This is a genomic window from Pseudomonas sp. BN102, from assembly GCF_029871245.1.
Classification (GTDB): Bacteria; Pseudomonadota; Gammaproteobacteria; order Pseudomonadales; family Pseudomonadaceae; genus Metapseudomonas.
On record NZ_SSON01000065.1, the window covers coordinates 158,525 to 183,119 of the forward strand.

At 65.9% G+C, this 24,595-nt stretch carries 26 protein-coding genes and 1 riboswitch; of the genes, 13 read left to right on the forward strand and 13 right to left on the reverse strand.

Annotation, left to right across the window (positions count from 1 at the left end):
- Positions 1-51 precede the first annotated feature (51 nt).
- A complete protein-coding gene (locus E8F12_RS13995) occupies positions 52-834 on the forward strand; it encodes a helix-turn-helix transcriptional regulator (protein ID WP_280325857.1) in 783 nt (260 codons plus the stop codon).
- 166 nt (positions 835-1,000) lie between these two features.
- On the opposite strand, the gene E8F12_RS14000 is transcribed toward E8F12_RS13995, so the two are convergent.
- Positions 1,001-1,630, reverse strand: coding sequence for a LysE family transporter (locus tag E8F12_RS14000; protein WP_280325858.1), 630 nt, complete (start codon positions 1,628-1,630; stop codon positions 1,001-1,003).
- An 80-nt stretch (positions 1,631-1,710) separates the two neighbouring features.
- On the opposite strand from E8F12_RS14000, the gene E8F12_RS14005 reads away from it, so the two are divergent.
- From E8F12_RS14005 to E8F12_RS14025, 5 genes are all read left to right on the forward strand, one after another.
- The gene (locus E8F12_RS14005) at positions 1,711-2,676 is read left to right on the forward strand and encodes a 2-hydroxyacid dehydrogenase (RefSeq protein WP_280325860.1); all 966 of its coding nucleotides are present in this window, start codon (positions 1,711-1,713) and stop codon (positions 2,674-2,676) included.
- A gap of 49 nt (positions 2,677-2,725) precedes the next feature.
- On the forward strand, positions 2,726-3,724 hold the full coding sequence (locus tag E8F12_RS14010) for a class I SAM-dependent methyltransferase (protein WP_280325862.1): 999 nt from the start codon (positions 2,726-2,728) through the stop codon (positions 3,722-3,724).
- Positions 3,725-3,813: 89 nt separating this feature from the next.
- Positions 3,814-5,289, forward strand: coding sequence for an amino acid permease (locus E8F12_RS14015; RefSeq protein ID WP_280325863.1), 1,476 nt, complete (start codon positions 3,814-3,816; stop codon positions 5,287-5,289).
- 44 nt (positions 5,290-5,333) lie between these two features.
- A riboswitch (yybP-ykoY riboswitch) is annotated at positions 5,334-5,453 on the forward strand.
- Between the two features lie 94 nt (positions 5,454-5,547).
- Entirely contained in the window at positions 5,548-6,129 is a 582-nt protein-coding gene (locus E8F12_RS14020) for a TMEM165/GDT1 family protein (protein WP_280325925.1), read from the forward strand.
- Positions 6,130-6,288: 159 nt separating this feature from the next.
- Complete coding sequence (locus E8F12_RS14025; RefSeq protein WP_280325864.1) at positions 6,289-6,732, forward strand: ketosteroid isomerase-related protein; 444 nt, start codon at positions 6,289-6,291, stop codon at positions 6,730-6,732.
- Here the strand turns inward: E8F12_RS14025 and E8F12_RS14030 are convergent, their stop codons facing one another.
- Positions 6,733-7,716, reverse strand: coding sequence for an NAD-dependent epimerase/dehydratase family protein (locus E8F12_RS14030; RefSeq protein ID WP_280325865.1), 984 nt, complete (start codon positions 7,714-7,716; stop codon positions 6,733-6,735).
- 108 nt (positions 7,717-7,824) lie between these two features.
- The gene (locus E8F12_RS14035) at positions 7,825-8,643 is read right to left on the reverse strand and encodes a M48 family metallopeptidase (protein ID WP_280325866.1); all 819 of its coding nucleotides are present in this window, start codon (positions 8,641-8,643) and stop codon (positions 7,825-7,827) included.
- 172 nt (positions 8,644-8,815) lie between these two features.
- Here E8F12_RS14035 and E8F12_RS14040 point away from each other — a divergent pair, with 172 nt between their 5' ends.
- Positions 8,816-10,954 (forward strand): methyl-accepting chemotaxis protein, encoded by a 2,139-nt coding sequence (locus tag E8F12_RS14040; protein WP_280325867.1) that lies wholly within the window; start codon positions 8,816-8,818, stop codon positions 10,952-10,954.
- A gap of 146 nt (positions 10,955-11,100) precedes the next feature.
- On the opposite strand, the gene E8F12_RS14045 is transcribed toward E8F12_RS14040, so the two are convergent.
- Genes E8F12_RS14045 through E8F12_RS14055 form a run of 3 tightly spaced genes read right to left on the reverse strand, consistent with a single transcriptional unit; the run spans position 11,101 to position 12,182 of the window.
- Positions 11,101-11,715 carry an SOS response-associated peptidase gene (locus E8F12_RS14045; protein ID WP_280325868.1) on the reverse strand — a complete coding sequence of 205 codons (615 nt, stop codon included), beginning with the start codon at positions 11,713-11,715 and terminating at the stop codon, positions 11,101-11,103.
- A 24-nt stretch (positions 11,716-11,739) separates the two neighbouring features.
- A complete protein-coding gene (locus E8F12_RS14050) occupies positions 11,740-12,000 on the reverse strand; it encodes a DUF2007 domain-containing protein (protein ID WP_280288445.1) in 261 nt (86 codons plus the stop codon).
- A complete protein-coding gene (locus tag E8F12_RS14055) occupies positions 12,000-12,182 on the reverse strand; it encodes a CPXCG motif-containing cysteine-rich protein (protein WP_280325869.1) in 183 nt (60 codons plus the stop codon). The genes E8F12_RS14050 and E8F12_RS14055 overlap by 1 nt, the downstream gene beginning before the upstream one ends.
- Positions 12,183-12,287: 105 nt before the next feature.
- Here E8F12_RS14055 and E8F12_RS14060 point away from each other — a divergent pair, with 105 nt between their 5' ends.
- On the forward strand, positions 12,288-13,451 hold the full coding sequence (locus E8F12_RS14060) for a 1-acyl-sn-glycerol-3-phosphate acyltransferase (protein WP_280325870.1): 1,164 nt from the start codon (positions 12,288-12,290) through the stop codon (positions 13,449-13,451).
- A 63-nt stretch (positions 13,452-13,514) separates the two neighbouring features.
- Here E8F12_RS14060 and E8F12_RS14065 read toward each other — a convergent pair whose 3' ends face one another.
- Positions 13,515-13,793 carry a hypothetical protein gene (locus E8F12_RS14065; protein WP_280325871.1) on the reverse strand — a complete coding sequence of 93 codons (279 nt, stop codon included), beginning with the start codon at positions 13,791-13,793 and terminating at the stop codon, positions 13,515-13,517.
- A 232-nt stretch (positions 13,794-14,025) separates the two neighbouring features.
- On the reverse strand, positions 14,026-14,610 hold the full coding sequence (locus E8F12_RS14070; RefSeq protein WP_280286998.1) for a YajG family lipoprotein: 585 nt from the start codon (positions 14,608-14,610) through the stop codon (positions 14,026-14,028).
- Positions 14,611-14,786: 176 nt separating this feature from the next.
- On the opposite strand from E8F12_RS14070, the gene E8F12_RS14075 reads away from it, so the two are divergent.
- Together E8F12_RS14075 and mqo are read left to right on the forward strand one after the other, a co-directional pair.
- Complete coding sequence (locus E8F12_RS14075; protein WP_280325872.1) at positions 14,787-15,020, forward strand: hypothetical protein; 234 nt, start codon at positions 14,787-14,789, stop codon at positions 15,018-15,020.
- A gap of 349 nt (positions 15,021-15,369) precedes the next feature.
- Positions 15,370-16,887, forward strand: a complete 1,518-nt coding sequence (mqo, locus tag E8F12_RS14080; RefSeq protein WP_280325873.1) for a malate dehydrogenase (quinone) — start codon at positions 15,370-15,372, stop codon at positions 16,885-16,887.
- 152 nt (positions 16,888-17,039) lie between these two features.
- Here the strand turns inward: mqo and E8F12_RS14085 are convergent, their stop codons facing one another.
- Together E8F12_RS14085 and E8F12_RS14090 are read right to left on the reverse strand one after the other, a co-directional pair.
- Positions 17,040-17,327 carry a PA4642 family protein gene (locus tag E8F12_RS14085; RefSeq protein WP_280325874.1) on the reverse strand — a complete coding sequence of 96 codons (288 nt, stop codon included), beginning with the start codon at positions 17,325-17,327 and terminating at the stop codon, positions 17,040-17,042.
- A gap of 63 nt (positions 17,328-17,390) precedes the next feature.
- Positions 17,391-17,879 (reverse strand): hypothetical protein, encoded by a 489-nt coding sequence (locus E8F12_RS14090; protein WP_280325876.1) that lies wholly within the window; start codon positions 17,877-17,879, stop codon positions 17,391-17,393.
- 128 nt (positions 17,880-18,007) lie between these two features.
- Between E8F12_RS14090 and dauA the strand changes: the two genes are divergently transcribed.
- Positions 18,008-19,762: a C4-dicarboxylic acid transporter DauA gene (gene dauA, locus E8F12_RS14095; protein WP_280325877.1), complete on the forward strand. Its 1,755-nt coding sequence runs from the start codon at positions 18,008-18,010 to the stop codon at positions 19,760-19,762.
- Here the strand turns inward: dauA and E8F12_RS14100 are convergent.
- Both E8F12_RS14100 and E8F12_RS14105 read right to left on the reverse strand, forming a co-directional pair.
- Positions 19,729-20,202, reverse strand: coding sequence for a WbuC family cupin fold metalloprotein (locus tag E8F12_RS14100; protein ID WP_280325878.1), 474 nt, complete (start codon positions 20,200-20,202; stop codon positions 19,729-19,731). The genes dauA and E8F12_RS14100 overlap by 34 nt on opposite strands.
- A gap of 3 nt (positions 20,203-20,205) precedes the next feature.
- Positions 20,206-20,763, reverse strand: a complete 558-nt coding sequence (locus E8F12_RS14105) for a hypoxanthine-guanine phosphoribosyltransferase (RefSeq protein WP_280325879.1) — start codon at positions 20,761-20,763, stop codon at positions 20,206-20,208.
- Between the two features lie 275 nt (positions 20,764-21,038).
- Here E8F12_RS14105 and upp point away from each other — a divergent pair, with 275 nt between their 5' ends.
- The gene (upp, locus tag E8F12_RS14110; RefSeq protein ID WP_280325880.1) at positions 21,039-21,677 is read left to right on the forward strand and encodes a uracil phosphoribosyltransferase; all 639 of its coding nucleotides are present in this window, start codon (positions 21,039-21,041) and stop codon (positions 21,675-21,677) included.
- A 3-nt stretch (positions 21,678-21,680) separates the two neighbouring features.
- Entirely contained in the window at positions 21,681-22,958 is a 1,278-nt protein-coding gene (locus E8F12_RS14115) for a uracil-xanthine permease family protein (protein WP_280325881.1), read from the forward strand.
- A gap of 167 nt (positions 22,959-23,125) precedes the next feature.
- Here the strand turns inward: E8F12_RS14115 and E8F12_RS14120 are convergent, their stop codons facing one another.
- Positions 23,126-24,490: an MFS transporter gene (locus E8F12_RS14120; protein ID WP_280325882.1), complete on the reverse strand. Its 1,365-nt coding sequence runs from the start codon at positions 24,488-24,490 to the stop codon at positions 23,126-23,128.
- Between the last annotated feature and the right edge of the window lie 105 nt (positions 24,491-24,595).

A 24,595-nucleotide genomic window follows, 5' to 3' on the forward strand; every position in this document is an offset into this window, starting at 1 on the left:
GCTAGGTTGGCGGCAAATATCCAACCTGCCATAAAAGTCATCAAATCAGACATGCTGCTCAAACTGCATCGCCAGGGGCGCATGAGTGCCGTGGCCCGCGACTACCAGGACGGAGCCCTGGTCGAACGACACCGTCATGACGAAGCCCAGTTCCTCTACGCCGCCCAGGGCCTGATGCGCCTGGTCACCGCCGCGGGTGCCTGGGTGATCCCGCCGACGCGTGCGGTGTGGATTCCGCCCGGGGTCGAGCACCAGATCTTCATGTCCGGCCAGGTGCAGATGCGCACACTGTTCATTAGCGCCGAAGCCGCGCCCACCTCGCTGGACGACTGCTGCGTGCTAGCCGTGTCGCCGCTGTTGCGGGAGCTGATACTGCGCGCGATCCAGTTGGAAGAGGCCGCTGACGCCGAAGAACACCGCAACCTGACCCAGCGGCTGATCCTCCACGAGATCGCCGCCCTGGAGCGCATGCCGCTGCACCTGCCGATGCCGGAAGACCGCCGCCTGCGCGCCATCTGCCTGGCCCTGCTACAGACCCCGGAGCAGGACCGGACGCTGGAAGACTGGGGGCTGGAAGTGGGCGCCAGCAGCCGCACCCTGGCCCGGCTTTTCGCCCGCGAACTGGCTATGGGCTTCAACGAGTGGCGCCAGCAACTGCGCCTGACCCAAGCCCTGCCCCGGCTGCTCGCCGGACAGAGCGTGCAGCAGGTGGCAATCGATCTGGGCTACGGCAGCGGACGAGCCTTCAGCGCCATGTTTCGGCGCCTGCTGGGGGAGAACCCGAGGGAGTACATGGCCAACCTGGGACGGCTGGCCACGCTGGAGAACACTTGATAGCAACTCACACCGGACCAATGCTCCGGCACCCTCTCTACCGTAGGGTGTGCCATGCGCACCGGGTCCGGGCTCGAAGTCCGTACCATCCGCGAAAGCCGGTGCGCACAGCGCACCCTACCCTGCTGACCCGCCGCCGGCTTGCTCTCCGGTAGGGACGGGCCGGCTACTTGAGCTCGGTGAAAGCCAGCTTGATCCCCAGCCCCACCAGTACGGCGCCCATCAACCGGTCGAACCAGTGGCCCATGCGGGCGAAGCCGGCGCGCACGCGTCGCTGGCTGAACAGCAGGGCCACCAGGCTGAACCAGGCGGCGGTCGCGCAGGCCAGGTAGACGCCATAACCGGCCTGCACCGTCAGCGGCGTATGCGGATCGATGACCACGGTGAACAGCGACAGGAAGAACAGCGTCGCCTTGGGGTTCAGGCCGTTGGTGACGAAGCCGGTGACGAAGGCCCCGCGCGGGCTGCGTTCGCCGGCCATCAGCGCCACCTCGGCGGCCACCGGATCGGCCGGCTTGGCGCGCAAGGCCTTGATGCCGATGTACAGCAGGTAGGCGGCCGCCGCCCATTTCAACGCGTTGAACAGCATGATCGACTGGGAGACGATCAGGCCGATGCCCAGCAGCGAATAGGCCACATGCACGAAGATCCCGGCGCCCACGCCCAGGGCTGTCCAGGTGCCGGCGCGTCGGCCGTGGGCCACGCTCTCGCGCACCACGATGGCGAAGTCCGGCCCTGGGCTGGCCACGGCCAGCAGGTGGATCAGGGCAACGGTGAGGAATTCCGTCCAGTACATTGGACCTCCGATGGATGTGACGGGCTCTGATAGGCTGACAACCTTACGCCTTCAATCGATTCGGAAAAAAGGTACAGCTGATGACGAACTGCACCCGCGCCGTCTTCCTCGACCATGCCTCCCTCGACCTCGGGGACCTCGACCTGGATCCGCTTCGCCAGGTCTTCGGCGAACTTGAACTGCACGACCAGACCAGCCACCGGGATGTGGTGGAGCGTCTCCGGGGCGCGCAGGTGGCCATCACCAACAAGGTGCTGATCGACGCCGCTGCCATCGCCGCCCTGCCGGATCTGAAGCTGATCCTGGTCAGCGCCACCGGCACCAACAACGTCGACCTCGCAGCCGCCCGCGCCCATGGCGTGACCGTATGCAACTGCCAGGGCTACGGCACCCCTGCCGTGGCCCAGCACACCCTGATGCTGCTGCTCAACCTGGCCACCCGCTTCGCCGACTACCGCGACGCCGTACGCCATGACCGCTGGCAGAGGGCGAGCCAGTTCTGCCTGCTGGACTTCCCCATAGTCGAACTGCAGGGCAAGACCCTTGGCCTGCTCGGCCACGGCGAACTGGGCAGCGCGGTGGGCCGCCTGGCCGAAGCCTTCGGCATGCACGTGCTGCTCGGCGCCCTGCCCGGCCGGCCACCGCGGGATGACCGCCTGCCCCTGGCCGAATTGCTGCCGCAGGTCGATGCCCTGTCCCTGCACTGCCCGCTCAACGAACACACCCGCAACCTGATCGACGCCGAGGAGCTGGCGCTGATGAAGCCCGGCGCCTTCCTGATCAACACCGCCCGTGGCGGCCTGGTCAACGAGCGCGCCCTTGCCGACGCCCTGCGCCGTGGCCACCTCGGCGGCGCCGCCACCGACGTGCTGACCCAGGAGCCGCCGAAGGACGGCAACCCGCTGCTGGCCTCCGACATCCCCCGACTGATCGTCACCCCGCACAACGCCTGGGGCAGCCGCGAGGCGCGGCAGCGCATCGTGTTGCAGATGACCGAGAACGCCGAAGCCTGGTTGAAGGAAATGCCTCGCCGCATGGTCAGCTAGGCCCTATGAGATTCTGATAAAATTCGCGGTTTTTATCAGGATCTACCCCATGGACCCGCGCAGCGAAGTACTGCTTCGACAGGCCGAACTGTTCCAGGGCGCGCTGCTTCTGGCCGGCCTGCCCGCTGACGACCTGCTGGGCCAACTGCCCCAGGCCAGCGGCTGGAGCTGGCATGCCGGTGAGCATGCAACCCTGGAAGCCCGCTTTGCCGGACGTACCCGGTTCGACGTGACGCCGCCCGAAACGCCCTTCGACAGCGCCGTGGTGTTCCTGCCGAAATCCCGCGAACTGACCGACTACCTGCTGGCCGCCCTCGCCGCGCTCCTGCCCGGCAAGGCGCTGTACCTGGTCGGCGAGAAACGCGCCGGCATCGAACGTGCCGCCAAGCAACTCGTCCCCTTCGGCACGCCGCGAAAGCTCGACAGCGCCCGCCATTGCCAGCTGTGGAAGATCGATGTCGAGCAGGCGCCCGCGGTGCCCGACCTCGAACGACTCGCCCAGCGCTACAGCCTTGACCTCGAAGACGGCCCGCTGCAGGTGATCAGCCTGCCCGGCGTGTTCAGCCATGGCCGCCTGGATCGCGGCAGCGCCCTGCTCCTGGACAACCTGGCGAAGCTGCCAACCGGCGAAGTGCTGGATTTCGGCTGCGGCGCCGGCGTGCTCGGCGCCGCCCTCAAGCGCCGCTATCCGCAGAGCCGGCTGACCCTGCTCGACGTCGACGCCTTCGCCGTCGCCAGCAGCCGCCTGACCCTGGCCGCCAATGGCCTGGAGGCAACGGTGATCGCTGGCGACGGCATCCACGCTGCGCCGAAGCTGCTCTCGGCCATCGTCAGCAACCCGCCGTTCCACCAGGGCGTGCAAACCGATTACCAGGCCAGCGAGACGCTGCTGCGCGAAGCCGGCCGGCACCTGCTGGTGGGCGGCGAGCTGCGCCTGGTGGCCAACAGCTTCCTCAAGTACCAGCCCCTGATCGAACAGCACCTGGGCGGTTGCCGCACCCTCGCCGAAGGGGATGGCTTCCGCATCTACAGCGCCCGCCGCAAATGACCGGCGGGCGCCCGCGCCCCATCCATACTCAAGCGGCACGCCAGAAGCCGCACCATGCCCGGTAGAGGCCGGGCAACCTGGAGTTTTTCTTGACTGACCTCAACACTGCCAACACCCGGGCCGCCAGCGACGGCCTGCACCGCTCGCTGAAGCCCCGCCACCTGAACATGATCGCCATCGGCGGCTCCATCGGCACCGGCCTCTTCGTCGCCTCCGGCGCCACAGTGGCCACCGCCGGCCCGGGCGGCGCCCTGCTGGCCTATGCGCTGATCGGGCTGATGGTCTACTTCCTCATGACCAGCCTCGGCGAAATGGCCGCGCACATTCCGGTTTCCGGCTCGTTCAGCACCTATGGCAGCCGCTTCGTAGACGATGGCTTCGGCTTCGCCCTGGGCTGGAACTACTGGTACAACTGGGCGGTGACCATCGCCGCCGAGCTGGTGGCGGCACAGCTGATCATGAGCTTCTGGCTGCCGGAGGTGCCGGGCATCTACTGGAGCGGTCTGTTCCTCGGCCTGATGTTCCTGCTCAACGTGATATCGGTGAAGGGCTTCGGCGAGAGCGAGTTCTGGTTCGCTCTGATCAAGGTGATAGCCGTAGTCGTGTTCATCGCCATCGGCCTGGCCACCATCTTCGGCATCATGGGTGGCGTCGAAGCCCCCGGCTTCAGCAACTTCACCCAGGGCGACGCCCCCTTCGTCGGTGGCCTGCAGACCATGGTCGGGGTGGCGATGATCGCCGGTTTCTCCTTCCAGGGCACCGAGCTGATCGGCATCGCCGCCGGCGAGTCGGAGAATCCGAAGAAGAACATCCCCATCGCCATCCGCCAGGTGTTCTGGCGCATCCTGATGTTCTACGTCCTGGCCATCTTCGTGATCGGCATGCTGATTCCCTACACCGATCCGAACCTGCTGAAAAATGACGCCAGCGACATCAGTGTCTCGCCCTTTACCCTGCTCTTCGAACGCGCCGGCTTTGCCGCCGCGGCCAGCGTGATGAACGCGGTGATCCTTACCGCCATCCTCTCCGCCGGCAACTCGGGCATGTACGCCTCCACCCGCATGCTTTACAACCTGGCGCTTGCGGGCAAGGCGCCGAAACTCTTCGCCCGCCTGTCCGCCAGCGGCGTGCCGCGCAACGCCCTGTACGCCACCACCCTGGTAGGTGCGCTGTGCTTCTTCACCTCGATCGTCGGTGATTCGACCCTCTACACCTGGCTACTGAACACCTCGGGCATGTGCGGCTTCATCGCCTGGCTGGGAATCGCCATCTCCCACTACCGCTTCCGCAAGGGCTATCTGGCCCAGGGCGGACGCCTCGAGGACCTGCCCTACCGCGCCAAGCTGTTCCCCTTCGGCCCGTTGTTCGCCTTCTGCCTCTGCCTGCTGATCACCCTGGGGCAGAATTACCAGGCATTCTTCGGCGAGCGCATCGACTGGGCCGGGCTGGTCGCCACCTACATCAGCCTGCCGCTGTTCCTTGCCATCTGGCTTGGTTATCGATTCAAGAAAGGCAGCCGTCTGGTGCGCTATTCGGAAATGGACGTGCGCGCCGTCGACAGCTGACCGCCAATTCGGGCTTGCCGGGGCAACCCGGCTTGTGCACAATGCGCCCCGTCCTAGGGGAGTAGTCTCCCGCGAGCGCCCTGCTCGCCCGGCATGCGTCAACACACTTGGTCCGCAGACCATGGCGCATGCGACCCCCAGCCTGCTCAGACAGGCCAGCGGTTTGACAAGACCTATGACACGAACAACCTGACCCGGGGCGGGCAGGCTGTACGTGTCATGGTGATTAGTCGACCCGCCCCCGTAGGAACCCTGATGCTGGAATCCCTCTTCGTCCCGACCCTGATCGTCGCCCTCGCCGAAATTGGCGACAAGACGCAGCTGCTCGCCCTGCTGCTGGCGGCGCGGTTCCGCAAGCCCTGGCCGATCATCTGGGGCATAGTCGCCGCCACCCTGGCCAATCATTTCGCCGCCGGCGCCGTGGGCTCCTGGGTCGCCAGTTTCTTCTCCGCCACCACCCTGAGCTGGACTCTCGCCGCGTCCTTCGCCGCCGTGGCCCTCTGGACCCTGGTGCCGGACAAGCTGGACGACGACGAAGAATCCGGGCTGAAGAAGTACGGCCCCTTCGTCACCACGCTGGTGGCGTTCTTCCTCGCCGAGATGGGCGACAAGACCCAGGTCGCCACCGTGATGTTGGCCGCCCAGTACCCGCACTTCGTGCTGGTGGTGATGGGCACCACCCTCGGCATGCTGATCGCCAACGTGCCCGTGGTGCTGGCCGGCAACTTCGCCGCCGACCGCCTGCCGCTGACGCTCATCCGTCGCCTGGCCGCTGCAGCCTTCGCCGCCCTGGCCGCCTATGCCGTGTACCAGGCGCTGCAACTCAGCAGCCTGCTCTGAACCGTAGGATGGGGCGGGCGGCGTTCCGCTGGAGCGCCGCACGCCTCATCCACACGCTCGGCCTGGCAGCAATTCCCCGGCCAACGGCGCTTCGGCCAATGGCTGGAACGTTCGTACTGCTAAAGTGGCACGCCAGATCAAGGCGCACGGGAGCGCATCATGTCACTGGACGATATGAAACGGCTGGTTCGCCAGCACATAGACCTGTCGTGGAACAAGGGCCGGCTGGCCCTGGCGGAACAACTGCAGAGCAAGGATTTCCTCTACAAGAGTTCGTTCATCAGCCGCCCCTTCAACAGCGCGACCTACTGCCAGATGGTGCAGAACATCCGCGAAGCCATGCCCGACCTGGAAGTGGTGGTGGAGGAATGCATCGCCGAAGGCAACAAGGTGGTGACCTGGTGCACCCTGATCGGCAGCATCCAGAAGCCCGCCCTGGGCTATCCGCCCAGCGACAAGATCCTCAGCATCTCGGCCATGGCCTTCTGGACCTTCAACAGCCTGGGCGAAGTGCAGGAGATCTGCACCATGTTCGACATGGAGACCTTCCGCGCCCAGCTGGGCCTTTCGACCCAGCACCTGGCCGAGAAGGCGCTGCCCTGATCAGAGATACCCGTTGGCCCTGAACCAGCCGATGGTGCGCGCCAAGGTGACCTCCAGCGGCGTCTCCACAACGAAACCCAGTTCGCGGCGCGCCTTGCTGCCGTCGAGGAACTGACCACCGGCCATCACCGCGATGGCCGTATCGTCCAGCTTCGGCATCTCGCCAGACAGGCGGTAACGCAGCCGCCCCAGGGCCGCCATGCCCTTGGCCATTGCCAACGGAATGGGCTGCGGCGGCGGCATGCCGAGCAGCCCGGCGATACGCTCGGTCAGCTCGGCCATCTCGATGTTATGCCCGGTCAGCAGGTAGCGCTCCCCCACCCGCCCCTTCTCCAGCGCCAGCAACAGCCCGCGCCCGGCATCGGCCGCGTCCAGCAGGTTGCGCTGCCCGGGTACGTAGTGGGTCATCCAGCCGCCGGCGATGGCGGTGACCAGGCGCCCGGTGCTGGGCACGGCATCGAATTCGCCCAGGCACATGCCGGGAATCCCGATGACCACCGGCAGACCACTTCGGGCCTGCTCGCGGGCTTGCTCATCCAGTGCCCACTTGCTCAGCAGGTAGGCATTCTTCCAGCGCGGCATGCCTTCGTAGAACAGCCCCTCGTGGCCGGGCAGGCCTTCGGGATGGCGCGGCAGGGCGATGGCGGCACCGACGTAGAGGATGCGCGGCACATGGGCGGCCAGGCAGGCGGCATAGAAATGGTTGGTCTGGTCGAGGGCGCTGGACACTTCCTCCTGCCAGCGGCGCGGCCGCTTCGGGTAGCCGGCGGCGCAGAAGATCACGCCATCCAGGCCGTCGAGGGCGCGGGTGAGACCAGCATGGTCGAGCAGTTCGACGGGCCGGCTCTCGGCCTCCAGGTAAGCCAGTCGTTCGATCCGTGACGACGGCCGGTGGATCAGCACCAGCTGGTGCCCCGCGGCCTTCACCGCTCGAGCCGTGTGATGGCCGAGCAGGCCGGTTGCTCCTAGTACGGCGATTTTCACTGCAACTCCTCATCCGTTGGAGAAACGCCACCCCGGAAAGCGCGGGGCGGCGGCGAGCAGTCTAGAACGCGGGTTGCCGGGATGCCAGGAATGACAACCACAGAGGGCCTATCGCTGCCCTTTGGCCTGCTCGTACAGCGGCATCACCTTCGGAATGGCCGCCTTCAGCGCCGACATGCGCGTGCTGGACGAGGGGTGAGTGCTCATGAACTCCGGCGGTGCGCCGCCGCCGGCCTGGGCCATCTTCTGCCAGAGCGTGATGGCGGCGTTCGGGTCGTAGCCGGCGCGGGCCGCCAGCTCCAGGCCGATCAGATCGGCTTCGTTCTCGTTGGAACGGCTGTTGGGCAGGGTCATCAGGTACTCGACACCGGTATTGGCCACGCCCAGGCCCAACTGGCCGACGCCGAGAGCCGAGCCGATCTGGCTGGCCATCTGCACCCCATAGGCCTTGGACATGGCTTCACGGCTGTGCTCGCGCAGGGCGTGGGCGATCTCGTGACCCATGACCGCCGCCAGTTCGTCGTCGGTGAGCTTGAGCTTATCGATCAGGCCGCTGTAAACGATGATCTTGCCGCCCGGGCCGCAGTTGGCGTTGAGCTCGTCGCTGTCGATCACGTTGGCTTCCCAGGCCCACTGCGCGGCATCCGGACGGAATGCCGAAGTCTGGGCGATCAGGCGTCGGGCGATGGCGTCGACGCGACGCGCATCGGCGCTGCTCTTGTCCAGCACGCCCTTCTGCGACGCCTCGCTCAGCGTCTGCTGGTAGGACTGGGCGTACATCTGGTTGAGTTCGGAGGTCGACAGCATGCTGAACATGTACTGTTTGCGCTCGACGCCCACTGCCCCGCCGCTGGTGGTATCGACGGCCTGGCATCCTGCCAGGAGCAGGGCCGCAGTCAGCCCGGACAGGTAAAACAGCTTGGCCATGTTGGCTCTCCATCTTTGCAAGGTCGGTAATGCTACGGCTGGCCCGAAACCCGGGCAACCACGTCGCATGTAGACCAGTGCGCGACGCTTTTATCTGCACTCTCGACTCAGGAAATTTCACTTCGCTGCCGATACAGGAGCCAGGCGTAATCCTCTTTTTTCCGGAGCCCACATGAAGTTCAGGTCCATCCAATTCTCCATCGCAGCGTTGGCAGGCGCCAGCGTACTGGCGGTGGTCGCAGCCCTGGTGCTCTATGCACTGTTCTCCGGTGCGCGCACCCAGGAACTGGTGCAGCAACGCACCCAGGCGCTGCTCGAACAGGTGATCAATCAGCGCCTGGTGGCCCTGGCAGGTTCCCAGGTCAGCCAGATCCAGCGCGAGCTGGAGCTGCCGCTGGGCATCGCCAGGAACATGGCCAACCTCAACGGGCTGCTGGGCGAAACGGATGAGAGCGGCAGCCCCAGGCTGACCATCAGCCGCGAGCAGCTGAACAACCTGGTGCGCCAGACCACCGAGCGCAACCCCAAGCTCAACGGCAGCTACATCGGCTGGGAGCCCAACGCCATCGACGGCCTGGATGCCAGCCATGCCGGTCAGAAGGGCAATGGCTACGACGGCAGCGGACGCTTCCTGCCCTGGTGGTTCCACAACGCCGACGGCAGCCTGGGCCAGGACGCTATCGGCTTCATGGAAAGCGAGAAGATGCTCAACACCGGCGTTCGCGAAGGCGAGTACTACCTCTGCCCGAAGGAACGCAAGAAACCCTGCGCCATCGACCCCGCGCCTTATGACGTGGGCGGCAAGATCATGATCCTCTCCTCCTTCACCGCGCCCATCCTGGTCAAGGGCGAGTTCCGCGGCATCAGCGGCGCCGACTTCTCCCTGAACTTCATCCAGGACCTGCTCACCAAGGCTGACCAGCAGCTCTATGAAGGCGCCGGCGACCTGGCCCTGATCGCCACCAACAATCGCCTGGTGGCCTATTCCCGGGACAGCTCCAAGCTCGGCGAAGAAGCTGCCAAGGTGTTCGACACCAGCACCCTCGAGCGTCTGCGCGATCTGCGCGGCGACCAGCCGAGCTACCGCATCGACCGGGCCAGCCAGCGCATCGAGCTGATGGTGCCCTTCGGCATCGGCGACACGGACGCCCGCTGGACGCTGCTGATCCAGCTGCCGATGCAGGCGGTGATGAAGGAGTTGACCCAGCTGCAAAGCGACCTGCACGCCCAGCGCGACGCCGACATCTTCGGCATGTCCCTGGTGGGCCTGCTGATCGCCGGCCTCGGCCTGCTGGTGATCTGGTTCGTCGGCTACGGCATCGCCCGTCCGCTGCGCCAGATGGTCGGCATGCTCGACGACATCGCCAAGGGTGACGGCGACCTGACCCAGCGCCTGCACAACAACCGCGCCGACGAGATGGGCGCCATCGCCGGCGGCTTCAATACCTTCCTCGGCAAGCTGCAATCGATGATCAGCCAGGTGGTGGCCTCGGTGCAGAAGGTCAGCGATTCTTCCGAGCACACCGCCGATATCGCGATCCGCACCAACCAGGGCGTGCAGAAGCAGCTGGCGGAGATCGAACTGGTGGCCACCGCGGTACACGAGATGACCGCCACCGCCCAGGACGTGGCGCGCAACGCCACCCACGCGGCGGAAGCCGCCAGCCACGCCGACCAGGCGGCCAATCACGGCAAACGCATCGTCCACAGCACGGCCGAGGCCATCAGCGCCCTGGCCAGCGAAATCGGTCGCGCCGTGGGCGTGGTGCAGGCCTTGGCCAAGGATAGCGAGAACATCAACGCGATCCTGGTCGCCATCCGCGGCATCGCCGAGCAGACCAATCTGCTGGCGCTGAACGCCGCCATCGAGGCCGCGCGGGCCGGCGAACAGGGCCGCGGATTCGCCGTGGTGGCGGACGAGGTGCGCAACCTGGCGCAGAAGACCCAGAAGGCCACCGAAGAAATTCAGACCATGATCCAGCAGCTGCAGCACGGCACCCGTGAAGTGGTCAAGGTGATGCAGGACAGCCAGGAGAAGACCGACACCAGCGTGCAGCACGCCAACGAGGCCGCCCACGCGCTGGAATCCATCACCCAGGCGGTGTCGGTGATCAACGACATGAACACCCAGATCGCCAGCGCCGCCGAGGAGCAAAGCGCGGTGGCCGAGGACATCAACCGCAACGTGATCAACATCGGCCAGGTGGCCAGCGAAGTCGCCGGCGGCGCCGACGAAGCCTCCCAGGCCAGCGCCGAGCTGACCAAACTGGCCGAGCAACAGCGGCGGCTGATCAATCAGTTCAAGGTGTAAAGCAAAAGCCCCTCCCTGGAGGGGCTTCTTGTTTGTAGGGGCGATTTCAATCGCCAAGGACAGCGCAGCTGTCCCCACGAGACTTGCAAGGCAGCCCTTCGGCCGGCTTGGCGAATGAATTCGCCCCTACAGGCGGAGAGCGGCCCTCACGCCGGCGTCAGGCACTCCGGCCCATCCAGCTTCGGGTCGTTCACCAGGGTCGCCAGGGCGCGCTCGCGCAGCTGCGGGCTTGGCCCGGCCAGCAGCTCCAGCAGTTGCAGCGGAGTCGATTCGGCATCCAGCCAGATGCGCTGACCTTCCTCATCCAGCACCAGGGGCCGGCGCATGTCGGCGGCGGCCTGGGTAATCATGGCCAGGCTGAGGTATTCCACATCGCCGGCCGGGTAGGACTCCCAGAGCGCGGCGAAATGCATGATCCCGCCCTCGGCGCTGATCCAGTAGGGCCGCTTGCGCACTCCGCGCCACTCGTAGAAGCCGTTGGCCAGCATCAGGCAGCGGCGGGCGCGGAAGGCCTCGCGGAACATCGGCTGGTCGGCCAGGGTTTCGACCCGGGCGTGGGCCGGAGTCTTGGACAGGTCGGTGAGCCAGGCCGGGGTCAGGCCCCAGCGGGCCATGTCGGCGCGGCGCTGGCCGCCGAGCTCGCGCAGCATCAACACGCGCCCGCCAGGGGCCAGGTTCCAGTGCGGTTGCAGGTCGGCAGGAAAACCGGGAAGAGCCGCCAGCGTGGGCGACCAGCGGAACAGGGCGAAACGTCCAGACATGGGGCGGCCAGTTCGAGGCGGGGCTCAGCAGAGCAGGATGCCGGGGTAGCTAACGGGCTCATCGCCCGGCAAGGGTTGCGCGGTATTGTACGCGGCGATCAGTCGGCTTGCCCGTTCGGCGTCCTCGTCCTCCACCAGCAGGCCGAGCAACCCGCACGCCGGCAGTTCGCCGATGGCGCCGAGCAGATGGCCGCCGGCCAGGTGGGCCTCCACGCCTTCGCTGGCCAGCATGCCCACCAGCAGTTCCGCCTCGATCAGGTCCTGGGGCTCGTAGATGCGCTGCATCATTCGTCCTCCCGGCGAACCTCCAGGCGGAAGTCTTGCCCGTCCGTCCAGAGCAGGAACAGGATGGGCCGGCAACAGACCGGGCAGTCCTCGATGTACTGCTGATCACCGCCCGAGAGATCGAGCACGGCCGAGACCGGTTCGCCGCAGTAGGGGCATTGATAGTCCTCTGTCTCCAGCATCACCGTTTCCCCTGTGACTTGCCTGTATAATCGCCGGTCTACTTCAGGCCCCGTATTGCAGGGCCTCCAATTACTACCCAGCCGATTCCAGAACAAGAGTGACCAATGGGCGAATTCGAAGCCATCCGACCCTATGACGATGCCGAAGTGCCGGCAGTGCTGGCGCGCCTGTTCGCCGACGACGCCTTCCTCGGCACCCTCACCCGCTATCGATTCCCGAAGCTGGCGGGGCCACTGGGCTGGCTCCTCAAGCCTGTTATAGCTCATCGGCTGCGCGGCGAGTTCGCCAGCATCGCCTCGGTGGCCGCGCTGCAGGACAAGATCGAGCCCTACGTCGACAACACCATCGAGCGCGCCACCGACGGCGTGACCTATTCGGGAGTGGAGCGCCTCAAGCCGGGCACCGCCTACCTGTTCCTGGCCAACCACCGCGACATCGTGATGGACCCGGCCTTCGTCAACTACGCCGTCTATCACGCCGGCCTGCCAACGCCGCGCATCGCCATTGGCGACAACCTGCTGCAGAAGCCCTTCGTCAGCGACCTGATGCGCCTGAACAAGAGCTTCATCGTGCACCGCAACCTGGCCGGCCGCCGCGAGAAGTTGGCGGCCTTCCAGCTGCTGTCGGCCTACATCAACCATTCGATCCAGGTGGACGGCCAGTCGATCTGGATCGCCCAGGCCGAGGGCCGCGCCAAGGACGGTGACGACCGCACCGATTCGGCGATCCTCAAGATGTTCCACATGAGCCGCAAGGACGAGCCCTTCGCCGATGTGATTCGCGATCTGCACCTGATCCCGGTGTCCATCAGCTACGAATACGACCCCTGCGACCAGGCCAAGGCCCGCGAGCTGCAGATTCGCGCCAGCACCGGCAGCTACGCCAAGGCACCGGGGGAGGACGATGCCAGCATCGCCTTGGGCATCACCGGCTACAAGGGCCGGGTGCACATCAATTTCGGCAGTGAGATCGGTAGCGCCAGCGAAGACGCCAAGCAGCTGGCCCAGGAGATCGACAAGCAGATACTCGGCGGCTACCGCCTGTTCCCGGTGCACTACCTGGCCTACGCCCTGTGGAGCGAGCGCGACCCCGAGCTGACGGTACCGACCGCGGCTGAAATCTTCGGCGCCGACGAACTGGCCCGCGCCAAGGCGGAGTGGCAGAAGCGCCTCGACGCCTGCGCGGCAGAACAACGCCCCTACCTGATCCAGCAGTACGCGACCCCAGTGCGCAATCAGTACCGGATCAAGGCCGGCCTGCCGCTCTGATCGGCCCCTGGAATGCAAAACGGCGACCCTGAGGTCGCCGTTTTTCATGTTGGACTGTTCGGATCAGAGCCGGGTACTGGCCCAGGACACGCCAAAGGCCACGGTCAGGCTGAAGTAGCCGAAGGCGTAGAAGAAGCGATTCAGGCGCTGGGCCGATTCGTCCTGCACCGAGGCGGGTTCGTCCAGCTCGCTCTCGGCCGCCAGGCGGGCGACGGAACGCTGCTCGCGCAGCCGGGTGGCCAGCAGCACCCAGGCGCCAGCAAAAGCAAAGAAAAGGGCCAGGCCATTCACGACCTGTGCGGGGTGGGCGAGAAAAAGGCCCCAAAGCGCCTGCAGCGACATCTCAAACTCCGCTTCAGGCGGCGCGACCGTGCACTCAACCTGCAAGACAAGGATCTATCCGCCCGGGTCTGGACGGTGGTTCGAAGGTGCAGAGTCTACCGAAAGGGGGTGTGACCGGGCGGTCGTTCCGACGAATGCCGCTGCACGATCGTCCCCAGTTGGCGAATGAATTCACTCTCGCAGGAATGAAAAAGCCCAGCACGAGGCCGGGCTTCTGCACACATCAGAGGACTCACTGGGCCAGCAGCTGGCCGATGGTCGGGTCCTTGAAGGCGCGGGTCAGGGCGTCGCTCAGTACATCGGTCACCAGCTTGGTGTTGGTCTGCTGGTTGGGCGCCGTACCGAAACGCTGGTTCAGCGACGCGCCGTACTTGCCACTGTAGCGGCGGGTGCTGTTCTGCACGTCGACACGGAAGCTGGCGCTAATAGTGGCCTCGGTCACATAGACGCCTTCCTTCGGCGACTGGTACTTGAGGTCGGCCAGGGTCAGGGTCAGCTGAGGCGCGTTGTAGGCGTTGGGCGACGGGGTGAAGCCCAGCAGGCGCACAGCCGCTTCGGCCTCGGCCTGCAGGCGCGGCAGGAGGTCCTGGCTCTGCACGCTGATGGCGCTGGTTTCCGCGTAGATGCCACCGCGGGTGCCGAGTACGGGCGAAGGACGGCCGTCGGCGACACGCACAACAACGGGCTGGCCCTGGCCGACCGGAGTCAGCGGGCCGGTGAGTTTGGGTTGCGGGCTGAGTTGTTGCGGGCTGAGGGCACAGCCGACGAGGGTCAGGCTGAGGGCGGCCAGCAGGCCGAGCAACGGGCGTTTCAGCATGCTTGATCTCTCCAGGAATGAAGGAAAAACGGCCGGCAGTATAACCATCCGGCATGGGTACTGACAGAGCGCCAGTACCCATGCAAAGTCAGACATCCGCGCAAGAACGCGGTTCCTGTCATGCCCCTGTCACGCCCCTGTGGGATAAAGGCGCTGCACTTAACGGAGCAATCCCGATGATCTACCTCTGGTCGCTGTTCGCCCGCCGCCCGCAACGCCGCTGCTTCGCCCTGCTGGATGCCGCCGGCATCTGCCGTGGCCTGCACCAAGCAGCCGAATGCCCGGCCAGCGGCCACTGGGTGGAAGTGCATGAAACCCGCCTGGCCTGGATCGACCAACCCCTCCCCGCCAGCGCCCGGGTCATGCCGGTCGTCGGACAGCCTGCGCGCCGCCGCGCGTTGGCAGCCTGACCGGCGGAAGAAGAAAAGTCACACCAACCGCCCTATTCCCCCCATTTCATCGTTATAATCGCCCCCCGATTATAAGGTCGTCTCCTGATCGGGCCTCGCAACACCGCTCCTCGCACCCGCTTGGGCATCCGCACAGCCCCACAGAGAGCCGTCCACTTTTCGCGCTGCCACTCGTTGGCTCGCCGCATCCTTTCGCCCGAATTGCAAACGCTTTTGCAGGGACGCATGCGTAAACGCGCGCGCAGACGGAAGCGGCCTGCCCGGGGGTAGGCGATCCTTTTGAGGTTCACGTCTCCAAAAGAGCGTGAGAAGACGGTTTTTCACTACTTCACGAGAGAGTGGCGAGCAAATGGCGCAAGACGATTACCAAGCAGTGGACGTGTTGCTGGTCGGGGCCGGCATCATGAGCGCTACGCTGGCGGTACTGCTTAAAGAGCTCGATCCAGGCATCAAGCTGGAGATCGCGGAACTTCGCGAATCCGGGGCCATCGAGAGCTCCAACCCCTGGAACAACGCGGGTACCGGCCACGCAGGCCTCTGCGAGCTGAACTACACGCCCCAGGCGGCTGATGGCTCCATCGACATCAAGAAGGCCGTGAACATCAATGCCCAGTTCGAGGTCTCCAAGCAGTTCTGGGCCTACATGAGCGGCAAGAGCGCCTTCGGCTCGCCCAGGAGCTTCATCAATCCGGTCCCGCACCTCTCCTTCGTGCGCGGCGAGAAGGACATCGCCTTCCTCAAGAAGCGCCATGAGCTGCTCCGCCAGCACCATGCCTTCAGCGGGATGGAATACACCGAAGACCGCGCCACCATGGCCAAATGGACGCCGCTGATGATGAAGGGCCGCGATCCGGCCGAGAAAATCGCCGCGACCCGCGCCATGAACGGCACCGACGTCAATTTCGGCGCGGTCACCAACCAGCTGCTGCAGTACCTCGCCAGCCTCTCGGATACCCGCGTCAGCTACTTCCAGAAGGTCACCGACCTCAGCCGCAGCGACAAGGGCTGGAAGGTCAGCATCAAGAACACCGAGACCGGCGCCAACCGCGAGGTCTCCGCGCGCTTCGTGTTCCTCGGCGCGGGCGGGGGCGCGCTGCCGCTGCTGCAACTCTCCGGCATCGAGGAAAGCAAGGGCTTCGGCGGCTTCCCGGTGAGCGGCCAGTGGCTGCGCTGCGACAATCCCGAAGTGGTCAAGCAGCACCAGGCCAAGGTCTACAGCCAGGCCGAAGTCGGCGCCCCGCCGATGTCCGTGCCGCACCTGGATACCCGCGTGGTCGACGGCAAGAAGTCCCTGCTGTTCGGGCCCTACGCCGGTTTCACCACCAAGTTCCTCAAGCACGGCTCCTTCATGGACTTGCCGCTCTCGGTGCGCCCGAGCAACCTGCTGCCGATGCTTTCCGTGGCCCGCGACAACATGGACCTGACCCGCTACCTGATCAAGGAAGTGATGCAGTCCCAGGACCAGCGCCTGGATGCCCTGCGCAAGTTCTACCCGGACCTGAACCCGGCCGACTGGCGCCTGGAAGTGGCCGGTCAGCGCGTGCAGATCATCAAGAAGGACAACAAGAAGGGCGGCATCCTGCAGTTCGGCACCGAGCTGGTCTCCTCCGCCGACGGCAGCATCGCCGCCCTGCTGGGCGCCTCCCCGGGTGCTTCGGTGACTGTTTCCATCATGCTCAACCTGATCGAGCGCTGCTTCGCCGAGCAGGCCCGCTCCGAGCAGTGGACGGCCAAGCTGAAGGAAATCTTCCCGGCGCGCGAAAAGGCCCTGGAAAGCGATGCGGCGCTGTATCGCGAAGTCAGCTCCCGCTCCGACGAGCGCCTGGGCCTGGCCAGCGCCGACACCGCGACCCAGAGCATCGCCTGAGCCGCCGTCGTGAGTTGAACGAGAAACCGCCCTTCGGGGCGGTTTTTTTATGCCTGCCTGGCCTGCAATCGATCACGAACCCCGAGGGTGCACTTTCTACACCCCACAAAAAAGCCCGCACTGTGGCGGGCTCTTTCTCATCAGCGACGGGATCAGCCGCGGGCGGCCTTGATCACTTCGATATAGGGCTCGGCCTGGCGCTGGTCCTGGATCAGGGCGATGAAGTCGTTGCCCTGCTCGTCCTTGGCATCGAGGTCGTAACCGGCCTCGACGAAGAAGCCGACGAAGCGTTCGAAGTCGTCGATGCGAAGGCCGCGGTAGGCCTTGATCAGCTTGTGCAGCGACGGCGGCGTGGAATCGGCCGGCTCTACCGCGAGGAACAGCTTGATCGAGTCATCGGTGATCTCTTCGCCAATCACCTGCTTCTTGTCTTTACGCATCGCTCACATCTCTCAGGCCGGGTATCACGGGGCTGGCAGTTTACCCCCGGCCGGCCTTCGGGCTCAACGCAGGCGCACCGCGCCGCTGTGCAGGTCGGCCCAGACATGTCCGTTGGGATAACTGAGGAACCGGCAATAGACCGGCCCGTTGCGCAGCAAGTCGAGCACCGCGGCGTACTGCGCCAGCGGGTAGTTCAGCTGAAGGATGCGTTTTTCGGTGTCGTAGCTCGGCTTCTTCAGGCTCTTGCCCTCGGCGTCGAACTGGATCACCACCTGGCGCACGTCAGCGCCCTTGCTCAGCGGCTTGCCCTTCAGGCGCAGCACGGTGGACGAGGTGATGGGGATCGGCTGCTGGTTGGACTGGCGCTGGCTGCCGAGCACCACCGAGTACTCGCTGATCTGGATCAGTTGCTGCTGTTCGGGCGTTTCCTGGCGCAGGGAGAGGTCGTCCGGCGGCAGGAACTGGGCGTGCATCGGCGCCAGCTCGGCAGCCCCCAGGGGCAGGCTCAACGACAGGGCCAGGCAGGCCCCGAGACGCAGGAAAACGGGCATCGGCAACTCCGGAGTCAGACAGGCGCACCACTCTAGCACGGGCTTTTCGGACAGGGGCATTCGACTCAGGTCGGCATCTCGCCGCGCCGCCAGCCCCTATACTCGGGGCTTCTGCCAATGGAGTGACCATGTCCGGATACCTGCCTCCCCTCTTCGCGGCCATGCGCCATACCTGGCGCGAGGGCTACACCTTGGCCGCGCTGCGTGGCGACCTGGCGGCCGGGCTGACGATCGGCATCATCGCCATCCCCCTGGCGATGGCGCTGGCCATTGCGGTAGGCGTGGCGCCGCAGCACGGCCTGTACACGGTGCTGGTGGCGGCGCCGCTGATCGCCCTCACCGGCGGCTCACGCTTCAACGTCTCAGGTCCCACGGCTGCCTTCGTGGTGATACTGCTGCCCATCACCCAGCAGTTCGGCCTGGGCGGATTGCTGCTCTGCACCCTGATGGCCGGGCTGATCCTGATCGTCATGGGCCTGGCGCGCCTCGGCCGGCTGATCCAGTTCATCCCCTATCCGGTCACCCTGGGCTTCACCGCCGGCATCGGCATCGTCATCGCCACCCTGCAGGTCAAGGATCTGCTCGGCCTGCAACTGGCCGCAGCGCCGCAGAACTATGTGGAGCAACTGCGCCTGCTGGCCGGGGCGTTGCCCACGGTGCACCTGGGTGATGCCCTGGTCGCCGCCACCTGCCTGGCGGCGCTGCTGGTCTGGCCGCGCCTGGCGCCCAAGGTGCCGGGGCATCTGGTGGCCCTCGCCCTGGGCGCCCTGCTCGGCCTGCTGCTGGAAGCGCTGCAGATTCCCGTGGCCACCCTGGGCGAGCGCTTCAGCTATGTGGTGGACGGCGTCAGCCACCCCGGCATCCCGCCCTTCCTGCCGAGCTTCGCCTGGCCCTGGCAACTGCCCGGCCCGGATGGCCAGCCCCTGGGGCTGACCTTCGAGCTGGTCCGCCAGCTGCTGGCGCCGGCCTTCGCCATCGCCATGCTCGGCGCCATCGAGTCGCTGCTGTGCGCCGTGGTGGCCGACGGCATGGCCGGTACCCGCCATGATCCCAATGCCGAGCTGCTCGGACAGGGCCTGGGTAACCTGCTGGCGCCGCTGTTCGGCGGCATCACCGCGACCGCCGCCATCGCCCGCAGTGCCGCCAACGTGCGCGCAGGCGCGCGCTCCCCGGTCGCCGCCATGGTCCATGCCGGCGTCGTGCTGCTGGCCATGCTGCTCCTGGCGCCGTTGTTCAGCTACTTGCCGATGGCCGCCCTGGCGGCCCTGTTGCTGATGGTGGCCTGGAATATGAGCGAAGCGCGGCATGTGGCACACACCCTGCGCATTGCGCCGCGCAACGATGTCGTGGTGCTGCTGGTGTGCCTGGTGCTGACCGTGCTCTTCGACATGGTGCTGGCGGTGGGCGTCGGCCTGCTGCTGGCCGCCGGTCTCTTCATCAAGCGCATGAGCGACCTCACCGACACCGAACCGCTGCCCCGGCACTTCCACGAAGCCCTGCACGAGCTGCCCGAGCAAGTGCTGGTCTACGCCATTCGCGGCCCGCTGTTCTTCGGCGCGGCGGAAAAGGCCCTCAGCGTGCTGCGCCGCTTCAACCCGGAAGTGAAGGTGGTGATTGTGGAGATGAGCGCCGTCCCGCTGCTGGACATGACGGCGCTGGCGGCCCTGGAGAATCTGCTGCACGACTACAGCCGCCAGGGCATCGGCCTAGTGCTGGTGGGCACTTCACCACGCGTGCGACTGAAACTGCGCCGCGCCGGCGTGCACCGAGAAACGGGCCGGCTGGCTTACGTGAAGACCCTGGATCAGGCGCGCGCCAAGGCCTTGCGCTGGCTGGAGCCGGATGCGCCTCAGTTGAACAGCGACGTCATCCAGGCCAGGTAAGCGGCAACGCCCTCTTCCCCTTCGCGGGGCGCCCAGGCGGGATGCTCGCCCTCGCCCAGCGGACGATAGGGACCGGCCTTGCATTCGAACAGGATGCTGTCCGGCTCCAGCACCACCAGGGCGTGGAACACGCCCGGCGGCAGGTCTACACCGACGCAATCGCCGCCGGCGACCAGCTCGCGCTTGTCGGTGACCTCGCCATTCTCGTCAAAGATCAACAGGCCCAGGCGGCCCTTGAGCACCAGCAGCCCCTCCGCCTTGTCGGCGGACAGGTGACGATGCGGCGGGATGTAGGTCTCGGGCTGCAGCCCCACCGCCAGGCGGTGGCAGGGCTCTTCCATCTCATGGAAATTGTGGTGCTGGCGCTTGCGCGGGCTCGCCGCGGCCTGGCCGGCCAGTTCAGCGAACAGGGCCTGATCGAGGAAACGCGGCGTGCGCATGGTTCAGAGCCCCTTGACCGCGAAGATGCCGGCGGCGTTGCGCCAGTAGCCCTTGTAGTCCATGCCGTAGCCGAAGATGTAGCGGTCTTCGCAGTCCAGGCCCACATAGTTGGCCTTCAGATCAGGACGCGCCTTGCGGTCGTGGGTCTTGTCGATCAGCACGGCGGTGTGCACGTGGGCGGCGCCGGCGTGCTTGCAGAAGTCGATGATGGCCGCCAGGGTGTGCCCCTCGTCGAGGATGTCGTCGATGATCAGCACGTCGCGGTCGATGAAGGAAATCTCCGGCTTGGCCTTCCAGAACAGCTCGCCACCGCTGGTTTCGTTGCGGTAACGGGTGGCGTGCAGGTAGGACAGCTCCAACGGGAAGCCCAGCTTGGGCAGCAGCTTGCCGGCGAAGATCAGGCCGCCGTTCATCACGCAGAAGACCACCGGGTTGCGCTCGGCCAGTTCGCCGTTGATGGCGTCGGCGACCTGGGCGATGGCCGTCTCGACCTGGGCTTCGGTGTACAGGCAGTCGGCTTCGGCCATCACCTGGCGGATGTGTGCGAGATCGGCGGACATGGCAATTCCTCTGGGTTCGACGGGAGCCGCACAGGGCTCCCGCAGGGAAACTTGAACGGGGCGTCAAGATAAAAGTCGGCAAAGGTACTCATCCGACTGCCTCGGAGCAAGTCCCGACGGATGAGCGTCGACCATACTGCAGAGGCGCCGCTGTCGGACAGTTCCTTTCCTCCCCGCGACATCTCGCGGGAGACCGGCCAGTCAGTGCAGCGCAGCCTGTAGCCAATGGATTAAGCTAACGCAATTTTTTTGCCAGCCCGCCGGAGAACCCTCCCATGCCCATCCGTGAGATCCGCCATCCGCTGATCCGCCACAAGCTCGGCCTGATGCGCCGCGCCGACATCAGCACCAAGAACTTTCGCGAACTGGCACAGGAAGTCGGCGCCCTGCTGACTTACGAAGCGACCAACGACCTGCCCCTGGAAAGCTACGAGATCCAGGGCTGGGCCGGCACCGTGCAGGTTGAGAAGATCGCCGGCAAGAAGATCACCGTGGTGCCGATCCTGCGCGCCGGCATCGGCATGCTCGATGGCGTGCTCAGCCTGATTCCGGGCGCCAAGGTCAGCGCCGTGGGTGTTGCACGCAACGAGGAAACCCTCGAAGCCCACACCTACCTGGAGAAGCTGGCTCCGGAGATCGACGAACGCCTGGCGCTGATCATCGATCCGATGCTGGCCACCGGCGGCTCCATGGTCGCCACCATCGACCTGCTCAAGCGCGCCGGCTGCAAGGAAATCCGCGCCATGGTGCTGGTGGCCGCGCCCGAGGGCATCAAGGTGGTCAACGACACCCATCCAGACGTGATGATCTTCACCGCGTCCATCGACCAGAAGCTCAACGAACACGGCTACATCATTCCGGGCCTTGGCGATGCCGGCGACAAGATCTTCGGCACCAAGCAGAAGGAAAACTGATCGATGAGCGACGAATTCAGGGACCCGCTCTGGCGCCAGGTGATATCCGGCGCCCAGATGCTCTTCGTGGCCTTCGGCGCCCTGGTGCTGATGCCGTTGATCACCGGGTTGGACCCCAACGTGGCGCTCTTCACCGCAGGCATGGGCACCCTCCTCTTCCAACTGGTCACCGGCCGCCAGGTGCCGGTGTTCCTGGCCTCCAGCTTCGCCTTCATCACCCCGATCATCCTCGCCAAGGGCCAGTTCGGCCTGGCCGCGACCATGGGCGGCGTGGTGGCGGCCGGTTTCGTCTACACCTTCCTGGGCCTGGCTGTGAAGATCAAGGGCACCGGCTTCATCGACCGCCTGCTGCCGCCGGTGGTGATCGGCCCGGTGATCATCTCCATCGGCCTGGCCATGGCCCCCATCGCCGCCAACATGGCCATGGGCAAGGCCGGTGACGGCACCGAGCTGATCCCTTACGCCACCGCCATGTGGATCTCCATGCCGGCGCTGCTGACCACCCTGATAGTCGCGGTATTCGGCAAGGGCATCTTCCGCCTGGTGCCAATCATCTCCGGCGTGCTGGTGGGCTTCGCCCTGTCCTTCTGGTTCGGCGTGGTGGACACCGCGAAGATCGCCGCCGCCCCCTGGCTCGAGCTGCCCAACTTCGTCGCCCCCGAATTCAACTGGCAGGCCATCCTGTTCATCGTGCCCGTGGCGCTGGCGCCGGCCATCGAGCACATCGGCGGGGTGATCGCGGTTGGCAGCGTGACCGGTCGTGACTACCTGAAAAAGCCCGGTCTGCACCGCACCCTGCTGGGCGACGGCCTGGCCACCTCGGCTGCCGGCCTGTTCGGCGGCCCGCCGAACACTACCTACGCCGAAGTGACCGGCGCAGTGATGCTGACCAAGAACTACAACCCGAAGATCATGACCTGGGCGGCGGTCTTCGCCATCGGCCTGGCCTTCATCGGCAAGTTCGGCGCCATCCTGCAGAGCATCCCGGTGCCGGTCATGGGCGGCATCCTCTGCCTGCTGTTCGGCTCGATCGCCGCGGTGGGCATGAACACCATGATCCGCCACAAGATCGACCTGGCCGAAGCACGCAACCTGGTGATCGTCTCGGTGACCCTGGTATTCGGCATCGGTGGGATGCTGGTGGGCAGCGGCACCGGCCAGGACGACTTCGGCCTGAAGGGCATCGCCCTCTGCGCCATAGTCGCCATCGCCCTCAACCTGCTGCTGCCGGGCCATGAAACCTGGAAGCACAGCCGCCAGGACGACGCGCCGCATATCTGAACCGGCTCCAATGAAAAGCCCCGCATCCGCGGGGCTTTTTCATGGCTAATGGTCGATGGGTATCGCTTCGCTCAACCCTACGAAGCTTCCGTAGGTTGGGCTGAGTTCGACGAAGCCCAACAGCGGAGTTCCTGGAATCGTTGGGCTTCGCTTTGCTCAGCCACAACCTACGAAGGCTGTGCATCGCGGAGCGTGGCGTCGTCCTGTACCTCCACGCTCCACTGCTGCAGTCGCTTCAGGCTTTCCCGATAGGGCTTGAGCCCCATCCACAGCAGCACCACCGAACTGGTCACCGCGAGGGAGGTGACGATCAGCAGGGAGTAGCGCAGCGCGGCGTCGTCGCCGAATACGTAGTCCGTGAACAGCGCGACCGCCGTCGGCCCGAGGCCCAGGCCGATCAGGGTGATGACGAAGAGGTAGATGGCCGAGGCCTGGCCGCGCATGGAGTTGGGCATGATCTCCTGGATGGCCGCCGGCGCGACGCCGAAGGGCATGCTCAGGCAGAACACCGTGGGCGCCATCAGCACCGTGACCCAGAAGGCATCATCCAGCAGCGGGAAGAGCACCACCAGCGGCAGCGCGCCGAGGGCGGCGAAGAGGCCGACGCGCATGTTGGCATCGCTGCGTCCGTGCTTGGCCATCCAGTCCGCCAGGCGTCCGCCGAAGACGATGCCCAGGCAGCCGAATACTGCCACCACGCTGCCGTAGACCACGCCCACCTGGCCGGCGTCCCAGCCATAGGTGCGGATGTAGAAAGTGGGAATCCAGGCGGCGCTGCCATAACCGGCGAAGGCCAGGCCGGCAAAGCCGAAGTTGTGGCAGATCACCGTGCGCCTGTTGCTGCGCAGGTAGCGCCCGACTTCGGCCAGGGGCACCACGACCCCGGCACCGACACCGCGCCGCTGCGGTTCGCGCACCGCCAACATGAGCAGGGTGAAGAGCACCCCGGCCGCGCCCAGGGCGAGGAAGATCAGTTGCCAGGGCCGCACCTCGCCCAGCAGCGGCAGGGTAACTTCGCCCTGGGCCGAAGCGAACTTGATCACCAGGCCGCCGAGGAGGAAGGCCAGCCCGGAGCCGAGGTAGACGCCCATGGAATAGACGCTGATGGCGGTGGCGCGGCGCTCCTTGGGAAAGCTGTCGGCGATCAGCGAGAAGGCCGCCGGCGACAGCGCCGCCTCGCCCACGCCGACACCGATGCGGCAGAGCAGGAACTGCCAGTACAGCCTGGCCAGGCCACAGGCCGCGGTGGCAGCGCTCCAGAACAGCACACCGACTGCGATCAGGCCGCGCCGGCTACGACTGTCGGCCAGGCGCCCGAGGGGAATGCCGCAGACGGTGTAGAAGAGCGCGAAGGACAGGCCCATCAACAGGCTCATCTGCGTATCGTTGATGGCAAGGTCGCGGCGGATGGGCTCCACCAGCAGGTTGAGGATTTGCCTGTCGATGAAGGACAACACATAGGCCACCATCAGGATGGCGACTGTGGTCCAGGCATACAGACTCGAGGGGTAGCCGTTGTTCTTGTTCTGCACTGGGCTCTCCTCGGCGCCGCGGTGCGGCGCACGACGGTGGTAGGAGATTCCAGCTTAGGTGGCCATGGACAGCCTGAATACCGGAGAGCGCGCCATATAGGCGAC

Excerpts from the sequence above, each read along its gene's own strand:
- E8F12_RS14025 (WP_280325864.1), top strand. The coding sequence starts at position 6,289 with ATGTCACTGGACGATATGAAACGGCTGGTTCGCCAGCACATAGACCTG.
- E8F12_RS14075 (WP_280325872.1), top strand. The coding sequence starts at position 14,787 with ATGATCTACCTCTGGTCGCTGTTCGCCCGCCGCCCGCAACGCCGCTGC.
- E8F12_RS14115 (WP_280325881.1), top strand. The coding sequence starts at position 21,681 with ATGAGCGACGAATTCAGGGACCCGCTCTGGCGCCAGGTGATATCCGGC.
- upp (WP_280325880.1), top strand. The coding sequence starts at position 21,039 with ATGCCCATCCGTGAGATCCGCCATCCGCTGATCCGCCACAAGCTCGGC.
- E8F12_RS14045 (WP_280325868.1), bottom strand. The coding sequence starts at position 11,715 with ATGTCTGGACGTTTCGCCCTGTTCCGCTGGTCGCCCACGCTGGCGGCT.
- E8F12_RS14105 (WP_280325879.1), bottom strand. The coding sequence starts at position 20,763 with ATGTCCGCCGATCTCGCACACATCCGCCAGGTGATGGCCGAAGCCGAC.
- E8F12_RS14040 (WP_280325867.1), top strand. The coding sequence starts at position 8,816 with ATGAAGTTCAGGTCCATCCAATTCTCCATCGCAGCGTTGGCAGGCGCC.
- mqo (WP_280325873.1), top strand. The coding sequence starts at position 15,370 with ATGGCGCAAGACGATTACCAAGCAGTGGACGTGTTGCTGGTCGGGGCC.
- E8F12_RS14035 (WP_280325866.1), bottom strand. The coding sequence starts at position 8,643 with ATGGCCAAGCTGTTTTACCTGTCCGGGCTGACTGCGGCCCTGCTCCTG.
- dauA (WP_280325877.1), top strand. The coding sequence starts at position 18,008 with ATGTCCGGATACCTGCCTCCCCTCTTCGCGGCCATGCGCCATACCTGG.
- E8F12_RS14005 (WP_280325860.1), top strand. The coding sequence starts at position 1,711 with ATGACGAACTGCACCCGCGCCGTCTTCCTCGACCATGCCTCCCTCGAC.
- E8F12_RS14055 (WP_280325869.1), bottom strand. The coding sequence starts at position 12,182 with ATGCTGGAGACAGAGGACTATCAATGCCCCTACTGCGGCGAACCGGTC.
- E8F12_RS14065 (WP_280325871.1), bottom strand. The coding sequence starts at position 13,793 with ATGTCGCTGCAGGCGCTTTGGGGCCTTTTTCTCGCCCACCCCGCACAG.
- E8F12_RS14100 (WP_280325878.1), bottom strand. The coding sequence starts at position 20,202 with ATGCGCACGCCGCGTTTCCTCGATCAGGCCCTGTTCGCTGAACTGGCC.
- E8F12_RS14050 (WP_280288445.1), bottom strand. The coding sequence starts at position 12,000 with ATGCAGCGCATCTACGAGCCCCAGGACCTGATCGAGGCGGAACTGCTG.
- E8F12_RS14060 (WP_280325870.1), top strand. The coding sequence starts at position 12,288 with ATGGGCGAATTCGAAGCCATCCGACCCTATGACGATGCCGAAGTGCCG.
- E8F12_RS14010 (WP_280325862.1), top strand. The coding sequence starts at position 2,726 with ATGGACCCGCGCAGCGAAGTACTGCTTCGACAGGCCGAACTGTTCCAG.
- E8F12_RS14085 (WP_280325874.1), bottom strand. The coding sequence starts at position 17,327 with ATGCGTAAAGACAAGAAGCAGGTGATTGGCGAAGAGATCACCGATGAC.
- E8F12_RS14090 (WP_280325876.1), bottom strand. The coding sequence starts at position 17,879 with ATGCCCGTTTTCCTGCGTCTCGGGGCCTGCCTGGCCCTGTCGTTGAGC.
- E8F12_RS14000 (WP_280325858.1), bottom strand. The coding sequence starts at position 1,630 with ATGTACTGGACGGAATTCCTCACCGTTGCCCTGATCCACCTGCTGGCC.
- E8F12_RS14070 (WP_280286998.1), bottom strand. The coding sequence starts at position 14,610 with ATGCTGAAACGCCCGTTGCTCGGCCTGCTGGCCGCCCTCAGCCTGACC.
- E8F12_RS13995 (WP_280325857.1), top strand. The coding sequence starts at position 52 with ATGCTGCTCAAACTGCATCGCCAGGGGCGCATGAGTGCCGTGGCCCGC.